An 8,550-nucleotide genomic window follows, 5' to 3' on the forward strand; every position below is an offset into this window, starting at 1 on the left:
CGCCAAGGGTGCTTTGGGGAACGTAAGGGGTGCGTCCTATGCGTCTTCGTCGAGGATCTCGTGGAACCGGCGGGTCCGGTGGAATCCGGGGAGCCCGGGCATCACGGCTCTCCCAAGTGGCCGTGGCGGTGGCGTCCCTCGCCCTCGCGGCATCGGCGTGCGGCAAGACCAGCAGTGAGGCGTCCTCGGAGGACGAGGGGAAGGGCGACAAGGCCTCAGGCTCCTCGAAGTACGACGACAAGGGCATAGGTCTCGCGTACGACATCGGCGGCCAGGGCGACCAGTCGTTCAACGACGCCGCCTTCGCCGGATACGAGAAGGCGCGCAAGGACTTCAAGATCGGCGGCGTGGACATGGAGCCGGGCGACGGCGAGTCCAGTGCCGACAAGGTCCAGCGGATCGAGCAGCTGGCCAAGCAGGGCTACAACCCGGTCATCGGCGTCGGGTACATCTACGCGCCCGCCATCAAGGAGGTCGCCGCGAAGTTCCCGAAGACCACCTTCGGGATCATCGACGACAACACCGTCAAGGCCGACAACGTCTCCGATCTGGTTTTCCACGAGGAGCAGGGGTCGTATCTGGCGGGTGTCGCCGCCGCGAAGGCGACCAAGGCCGATCACGTCGGGTTCATCGGCGGCGTGGACATCCCGCTCATCCACAAGTTCGAGGCGGGCTTCGTGCAGGGGGTCAAGGACACGAACCCCAAGGTCAAGATCGAGAAGCAGTATCTGACGGAGAAGCCCGAGGACGGCGGCTTCTCCAGCCCCGACAAGGGCCAGAACGCGGCCAGCGGCCAGATCGAGTCGGGCGCCGACGTGCTGTACCACGCGGCGGGCCTCTCGGGGCAGGGCGTGATCCAGGAGGCCGGCTCGCAGAAGGTGTGGGCGATCGGCGTCGACTCCGACCAGTACAAGCAGAAGGCCCTGGCCAAGTACAAGGACTACATCCTCGGCTCGGCCCTCAAGGACGTCGGCGGCGCCGTCTACGACCTGACCAAGTCGGTCGTCGAGGGCAAGCCGATCACCGGCGAGCAGCGCTACGACCTGAAGTCGGGCCGCGTCGGGTTCGCCGACACGAACCCGAAGTACACGGCGATGAAGGACGTGGTCGCCGCCGTGGAGAAGGCAGAGAAGGACATCGTCGACGGCAAGGTCACGGTCAAGACCACGCCGTGAGCCTCGCGGCAGGACGTAGCCGCAGAACGTGACGACAGGTGGGGCGCCCCTTGCGTGAGGGGCGCCCCACACTGCGTACATGCTCGCGCAACCTCGCGGCCACAGCTCGATAACGGACGGGACAGAAGGGTTCTTATGTCAGGTCTACGCGCGTTACGCTGCGGCGAAATCAGCGCCAGGTGAGGCGCTCGTACGTGCTTGTGCTTGCTTGTACATAAGGAGTTCCTCTCTATGCGCCGGGTTTCCCGAATTGCCGCAGCGGGTGTAGCCACCGCCGCCCTCGCCGTCTCCGCCACCGCCTGCGGCGGCACGTCCAGCGATGCCGCCGGTTCCAAGAACGACGGCAAGAGCAAGGGCGTCGCCATCGCGTACGACGTCGGCGGCAAGGGCGACCAGTCCTTCAACGACGCCGCGACGGCCGGTATGGACAAGGCTGCCACAGAGCTGAAGATCGGCAAGAAGGCCGTCGAGCCGAGCGACGGGGAGTCGGACGCCGACAAGACCCAGCGCCTCACCGAGCTCGTCAAGCAGGGCTACAACCCGGTGATCGGCGTCGGTTACGCCTACGCCCCGGCGGTCAAGGAGGTCTCGGCGAAGTACCCGAAGGTCACCTTCGGCATCGTCGACGACGAGACCGTCAAGGCCAAGAACGTCGCGGACCTGGTCTTCAGCGAGCAGGAGGCCTCGTACCTCGCGGGCGTCACCGCCGCCAAGACGACCAAGAGCAAGACCGTCGGCTTCGTCGGCGGCGTGGACGTTCCGCTCATCCACAAGTTCGAGGCCGGCTTCACCCAGGGCGTCAAGGACACGAACCCCAAGGTCAAGGTCGTCAAGCAGTACCTGACGGAGAAGGCCGAGGACGGCGGCTTCACCAGCCCCGACAAGGGCAAGACCGCCGCGCAGGGTCAGATCGAGGACGGCGCCGACGTGGTCTACCACGCGGCCGGTCTCTCCGGTCAGGGCGTCATCGAGGCCGCGGCCGCCAAGAAGGTCTGGGCGATCGGCGTCGACTCCGACCAGTACAAGCAGGACACGCTCGCCAAGTACAAGAAGTACATCCTGACCTCCGCGACGAAGGACGTCGCCGGGTCGGTCTACAACCTGGCGAAGTCCGTCGCCGAGGACAACGCCGAGGGCGGCGTCGTCCGCGCCGACCTGAAGTCCGGTGGCGTCGCGCTCGCCGACTCGAACCCGGAGTTCAAGAAGATGGCCGATGTCCAGGCCGCGCTGAAGAAGGCCGAAGAGGGCATCACCAGCGGCAAGATCAAGGTCAAGACGACGCCGTAACGGCAGCCGTCACCGGTAGCAGCAAGACCGGCAGTACCGGCAGGACCAGCCGTGACGACGGCCGCGGTGACCGCTTCGACGGCGGTCGCCACAGCCGTAACAACAGCGTGATGGTCGCGGAACGGGGTGTGGGGGACGATGGTTTCCCCCGCGCCCCGTTCGCGCGGCCCACAGCTCAACTCCCGTCGAACCAGGGGCGCTACGCGCGTAGGTGGCCCCTTTCCTGAGGATTCCCGAGGAGAGTGCGCCATCGACGCGTCCACCCGCCCCGACAAGGGCAAGCCCACCGCACAGGCCGTTGCCGTTGAACTCACCGGCATCACCAAGCGCTTCCCGGGCGTCGTGGCCAACCACGACATCCGCCTGATCGTCCGCAAGGGCACCGTGCACGCCCTCGTCGGCGAGAACGGCGCGGGCAAGTCCACCCTGATGAAGATCCTCTACGGCATGCAGAAGCCGGACGAGGGCACCATCGCGGTCGACGGCACCCAGGTGAGCTTCTCCAGCCCCGCCGACGCCATCGCGCGCGGCATCGGCATGGTCCACCAGCACTTCATGCTCGCCGACCAGCTCACGGTCCTGGAGAACATCGTTCTCGGCAGCGAGAAGCTGCACGGCATCGGCGGTGCCGCCCGCCGCAAGATCGCCGAGATATCCGAGCGGTACGGCCTCGGGGTGCGCCCCGACGCCATGGTCGAGGACCTCGGCGTCGCCGACCGCCAGCGCGTGGAGATCCTCAAGGTCCTCTACCGCGGCGCCACCACGCTGATCCTCGACGAGCCGACCGCGGTCCTCGTGCCGCAGGAGGTCGACGCGCTCTTCGACAACCTGCGCGAGCTGAAGTCCGAGGGCCTGTCCGTCATCTTCATCTCCCACAAGCTGGGCGAAGTCCTGTCCGTGGCCGACGACATCACCGTCATCCGGCGCGGCACGACCGTCGGCACGGCGATCCCCTCCGAGACGACCCCGCGCCAGCTCGCCGAGCTGATGGTGGGCAGCGAACTGCCCACCCCGGAGACGGCCGAGTCGACGGTCACCGACCGGGCGATGATCGAGGTCGAGGAGCTCAAGCTGCTCGCCGACGGCGAGTCGGGCCGCGCCCTCCTCGACCACATCTCCTTCACCATCCACGAGGGCGAAGTCCTGGGTCTCGCGGGCGTCGAGGGCAACGGCCAGACCGAGCTGATCGACGCGCTCATCGGCCTCAAGCACGCCGACTCCGGCGTTATCCGCATGGCCGGCAAGGACATCACCGACCTCGCCACGCGCCACCGCCGCGAGCAGGGCGTCGGCTACATCCCCGAGGACCGCCACCGCCACGGCCTCCTCCTGGAGTCGCCGCTCTGGGAGAACCGCATCCTCGGTCACGTCACCGAGAAGCCCAACTCCCGCGGCAAGGGCGGCTTCTGGCTCGACCCCAAGGGCGCGCAGGCCGACACCCGGCGCATCGTCGAGCAGTACGACGTCCGCACGCCCGGCATCGACGTCACCGCCGCCTCGCTGTCCGGCGGCAACCAGCAGAAGCTGATCGTCGGCCGCGAGATGAGCCACAAGCCCCGCTTCCTGATCGCCGCCCACCCCACCCGCGGTGTGGACGTCGGCGCGCAGGCCCAGATCTGGGACCAGATCCGCGAGGCCCGCCGCGAAGGACTCGCCGTCCTGCTGATCTCGGCGGACCTGGACGAGCTGATCGGCCTCTCCGACACCCTCCGCGTGATCTACCGCGGGCGGCTCGTCGCCGACGCCGACCCGGCCACCGTCACGCCGGAGGAGCTCGGCTCGGCGATGACGGGTGCGGCTTCCGGCCACCTCGAACACGTAGAAGAAGACCCCGAAGAGGGCTCTGCCGAGACTTCGGAGGACGAGGCCCGATGAAGAAGTTCGACAAGGAGCGCGTGCTCCTCGCGGTGGCCGGACCGGTCATCGCCCTTGTCGTGGCCGTGGCGCTGACCTCGGTCGTGCTGCTCGCTTCGGGCAAGAACCCGATCGAGCCGTACACCCTGATGCTGGAGCAGATCAGCTACTCCGACGTCCAGGTCCTGACCATCAACCAGGCCGGGATGTACTACCTGGCCGCGCTCGCGGTGGCCGTCGGCTTCCGCATGAACCTGTTCAACATCGGTGTGGACGGGCAGTACCGCCTGGCCGCGATGGTCACCGCGGTCGTCGGCGCGCACGTGGCGCTGCCCGCACCGCTCCAGATCCCGCTCCTGATGCTGGTCGCCATGCTCACCGGCGCCTTCTGGGCGGGCATCGCGGGCATCCTCAAGACCACCCGCGGAGTCAGCGAGGTCGTCGCGACGATCATGCTCAACGCCATCGCGACGAGCGTCATCGGCTACCTGACCCTCACCGAGAACTTCGGTGTCCCGGTCGGCAACAACCAGACCACCGGCGAGATGCACGAGTCCGGCTGGTTCCCCGGCATCAGCATGGGCGAGTCCGGCGAGATCTACGGCTTCGTGATCGTCGCCGCGCTCGCGGGCGTCCTGTACTGGCTCGTCCTCAACCGCACCCGCTTCGGCTTCGACCTGCGCGCCACCGGCGCCTCCGAGTCGGCCGCCGCGGCCTCCGGCGTGAACGCCAAGCGCATGGTGCTCAGCGCCATGCTGATCTCCGGCGCGGTCGCGGGCCTCGCGGGCATGCCGATCCTGCTCGGCGACACCCACACCTACAGCCTCAGCTTCCCCGCGGGCCTCGGCTTCACCGGCATCGGCATCGCGCTCCTGGGTCGCAACAGCCCGGTCGGCATCGCGTTCGCCTCGCTGCTCTGGGCCTTCCTCGACAAGGCGTCGCCCGCCCTGGACTACGCGACCCCGGTCGCGTACGACAAGGAGATCGCGGTGATCATGCAGGGCCTCATCGTGATCGCGGTCGTCGTCTCGTACGAGGCCGTACGCCGCTGGGGCCTCAAGCGCCAGCAGCGCCGCGTCGGCGAGGAACTGGCCGCGGCCGCCCGTGACAACAACGGCAACGGCAACAACGACACCGTGAAGGAGGTGGCTGCCCGATGAGCACGGCAACCGTAGCCAAGCCCCCGGCCAAGCAGCCCGCGCCGGGCCGCCGCCGCATATCGCTCCCCGTCCTCCTCCTGATCATCTCGGGCGTCCTCGTCCTGACGTCCGTGGTCCGGCTGATCACCGACGCGGACGGCATCACCTCCACCGGCCAGATGTCCACCGCGCTGCGGCTCGCCGTGCCGATCGGCCTCGCGGGCCTCGGCGGTCTGTGGGCCGAGCGCGCGGGCGTGGTCAACATCGGTCTTGAGGGCATGCTCATCCTCGGCACCTGGTTCGGCGCGTTCGCCGGCTACCAGTGGGGTCCGTGGGTCGGCATCGTCTTCGGCATCCTCGGCGGCGCGCTCGGCGGCCTCCTGCACGCGATCGTGACGGTCACCTTCAACGTCAACCACATCGTCTCCGGTGTGGCCATCAACATCCTCGCCCTGGGCGTCACCCGCTACCTCTCCACCTTCGCCTTCGAGGGCGAGAAGGGCGGTACGTCCAAGCAATCGCCGCCGGTGGACTCGCTGGGCACCTTCTCCGTACCGGGCCTGTCCGACTGGCTCCAGGACCTCAACGAGAAGCACTGGTTCCTGGTCTCCGACATCGCGGGCCTGCTCGGCGGCCTGATCACGAACCTCTCGCCGCTGACCGTCATCGCCGTCGCGATGGTGCCGATCAGCTGGTGGGTGCTTTGGCGCACGTCGTTCGGCCTGCGCCTGCGCTCCTGCGGCGAGAACCCGGTCGCGGCCGAGTCCCTCGGCGTGAACGTCTACAAGTACAAGTACCTCGCCGTGGTCATCTCCGGCGGTCTCGCCGGACTCGGCGGCGCGTTCCTGTCGCTCGTCGGCTCGAACATCTACCTGGAGGGCCAGACCGGCGGGCGCGGCTACATCGGCCTCGCCGCGATGATCTTCGGCAACTGGATGCCGGGCGGACTCGCGCTCGGTGCGGGCCTGTTCGGTTACACCGACAGCCTGAAGCTCCGGGGTGGCGGCACGAACGTGCACGCGCTGCTCCTGCTGCTCGCGATCCTGCTGGTCATCGGCGCGATCTACCTCGTATGGCGCAAGCGTTACGTCCCCGCGGTGATCACCGCGGCGGTCTCGGCGCTGATGTTCGCGTGGTACGGCTTGACCGACGAGGTGCCCAACCAGGTCGTCACCGCGACGCCGTACGTCGTCACGCTGCTCGTGCTCTCGCTCTCCGCCCAGCGGCTGCGCATGCCGAAGGCGGACGGCCAGCCCTACCGAAAGGGTCAAGGAACGTGACCGAGACCGACTGGGACGCGCTGCGGGACGCTGCGCGCGAGGCCATGTCCCGTGCGTACGCGCCCTACTCGGGCTTCCCGGTCGGTGCCGCGGCCCTCGTGGACGACGGCCGCACGGTGTCGGGCTGCAACGTCGAGAACGCCTCGTACGGCCTCGGTCTGTGCGCCGAGTGCGGCCTCGTCTCGCAGCTCCAGCTCACCGGGGGCGGCCGCCTGACGCACTTCACCTGCGTCGACGGCAAGGGCGAGATCCTGATGCCGTGCGGCCGCTGCCGCCAGCTGCTCTACGAGTTCGGCGGCCCCGCGCTCCTCCTGGAGACGGCCGCCGGAATCCGGTCACTGGGGGACATGCTGCCGGACGCGTTCGGCCCGGAGCACTTGAACTGACCTACGGCCCCTGCCTGTTGTGGATCTTCAGGCGGGGGCCGTCTTCATCTCGCGGCTCTATGCGCGTAGAGTCGCCTCACCGTTTTAATGCGCAAAGAGGGGTTATGCCATGGACGTCATCTCCGTCATCCGTACGAAGCGGGACCGGGGCGAGCTGAGCGGCGAGCAGATCGACTGGGTCATCGACGCGTACACCCGCGGCGCGGTCGCCGACGAGCAGATGTCGGCCCTCGCCATGGCGATCCTCCTGAACGGCATGAACCGCGGCGAGATCGCCCGCTGGACGGCCGCGATGATCGCGAGCGGCGAGCGCATGGACTTCTCGTCCCTCTCCCGCCCCACCGCCGACAAGCACTCCACGGGCGGCGTCGGCGACAAGATCACGCTGCCGCTCGCCCCGCTGGTCGCGGCGTGCGGCGCGGCGGTCCCGCAGCTGTCGGGCCGGGGCCTCGGCCACACGGGCGGCACCCTGGACAAGCTGGAAGCGATCCCCGGCTGGCGGGCACTCCTCTCGAACGAGGAGATGCTCTCGGTCCTCGACGGCGTCGGCTCGGTGATCTGCGCGGCGGGCGACGGCCTGGCCCCCGCCGACAAGAAGCTGTACGCGCTGCGGGACGTGACCGGCACGGTGGAGGCGATCCCGCTGATCGCTTCCTCGATCATGTCGAAGAAGATCGCCGAGGGTACGGGCTCGCTGGTCCTGGACGTGAAGGTCGGCACCGGCGCCTTCATGAAGACCCTGGAGGACGCGCGTGAGCTGGCGTCCACGATGGTGGGCCTCGGCACGGACCACGGCGTCCGTACGGTGGCGCTCCTGACGGACATGTCCACGCCGCTCGGCCTGACGGCGGGCAACGCGCTCGAGGTCCGCGAGTCGGTCGAGGTCCTCGCGGGCGGCGGGCCCTCGGACGTGGTCGAGCTGACCCTCGCCCTGGCGCGGGAGATGCTGGACGCGGCGGGTCTCAAGGACGTCGACCCGGCGAAGGCGCTGGCCGATGGCTCCGCGATGGATGTGTGGCGCCGGATGATCTCCGCCCAGGGCGGCGACCCGGACGCGACGCTCCCGGTGGCCCGGGAGACGCACGTCGTGACGGCGCCGTCGTCGGGTGTCCTGACCCGCCTCGACGCGTACGACGTCGGTGTCGCCGCGTGGCGTCTGGGTGCGGGGCGCGCGCGCAAGGAGGACGTGGTCCAGGCGGGCGCGGGTGTGGAGCTCCACGCGAAGCCCGGCGCGGCCGTGACCGCGGGCCAGCCCTTGATGACCCTGCACACGGACACCCCCGAGCGCTTCGAGTACGCCTTGCAGGCGGTGGAGGGTGCCTTCGACATCGCAGCGGAGGGCACGGGCTTCTCGGCGACGCCGATCGTCATGGACCGGATCGCGTAGGGGGCGGGTCAGGGCGGTCCCTGCGGGGCTCTCCCCAATCCC

Annotated in this window: 7 protein-coding genes; all 7 read left to right on the forward strand. The window is 68.9% G+C overall.

Annotated features, from left to right (window positions below; all coding sequences use genetic code 11):
* Positions 1 to 122 precede the first annotated feature (122 nt).
* The 7 genes from ACQKIP_RS32210 (at position 123) to ACQKIP_RS32240 (ending at position 8,508) form a co-directional block, all read left to right on the forward strand.
* Complete coding sequence (locus ACQKIP_RS32210; protein ID WP_365865955.1) at positions 123 to 1,175, forward strand: BMP family lipoprotein; 1,053 nt, start codon at positions 123 to 125, stop codon at positions 1,173 to 1,175.
* Between the two features lie 231 nt (positions 1,176 to 1,406).
* The gene (locus tag ACQKIP_RS32215) at positions 1,407 to 2,462 is read left to right on the forward strand and encodes a BMP family lipoprotein (RefSeq protein ID WP_365865957.1); all 1,056 of its coding nucleotides are present in this window, start codon (positions 1,407 to 1,409) and stop codon (positions 2,460 to 2,462) included.
* Positions 2,463 to 2,600: 138 nt separating this feature from the next.
* Positions 2,601 to 4,337: an ABC transporter ATP-binding protein gene (locus ACQKIP_RS32220; protein ID WP_365865959.1), complete on the forward strand. Its 1,737-nt coding sequence runs from the start codon at positions 2,601 to 2,603 to the stop codon at positions 4,335 to 4,337.
* Positions 4,334 to 5,476 carry an ABC transporter permease gene (locus tag ACQKIP_RS32225; protein ID WP_365865960.1) on the forward strand — a complete coding sequence of 381 codons (1,143 nt, stop codon included), beginning with the start codon at positions 4,334 to 4,336 and terminating at the stop codon, positions 5,474 to 5,476. Before ACQKIP_RS32220 ends, ACQKIP_RS32225 begins: the two co-directional genes overlap by 4 nt.
* Positions 5,473 to 6,735 (forward strand): ABC transporter permease, encoded by a 1,263-nt coding sequence (locus tag ACQKIP_RS32230; RefSeq protein ID WP_365865962.1) that lies wholly within the window; start codon positions 5,473 to 5,475, stop codon positions 6,733 to 6,735. Before ACQKIP_RS32225 ends, ACQKIP_RS32230 begins: the two co-directional genes overlap by 4 nt.
* Complete coding sequence (locus tag ACQKIP_RS32235; protein ID WP_365865963.1) at positions 6,732 to 7,121, forward strand: cytidine deaminase; 390 nt, start codon at positions 6,732 to 6,734, stop codon at positions 7,119 to 7,121. The genes ACQKIP_RS32230 and ACQKIP_RS32235 overlap by 4 nt, the downstream gene beginning before the upstream one ends.
* A gap of 109 nt (positions 7,122 to 7,230) precedes the next feature.
* Positions 7,231 to 8,508 carry a thymidine phosphorylase gene (locus ACQKIP_RS32240; protein ID WP_365865965.1) on the forward strand — a complete coding sequence of 426 codons (1,278 nt, stop codon included), beginning with the start codon at positions 7,231 to 7,233 and terminating at the stop codon, positions 8,506 to 8,508.
* Positions 8,509 to 8,550: the final 42 nt, after the last annotated feature.

It is taken from the genome of Streptomyces sp. NPDC059900 (assembly GCF_050270335.1).
Taxonomy (GTDB): domain Bacteria; phylum Actinomycetota; class Actinomycetes; order Streptomycetales; family Streptomycetaceae; genus Streptomyces.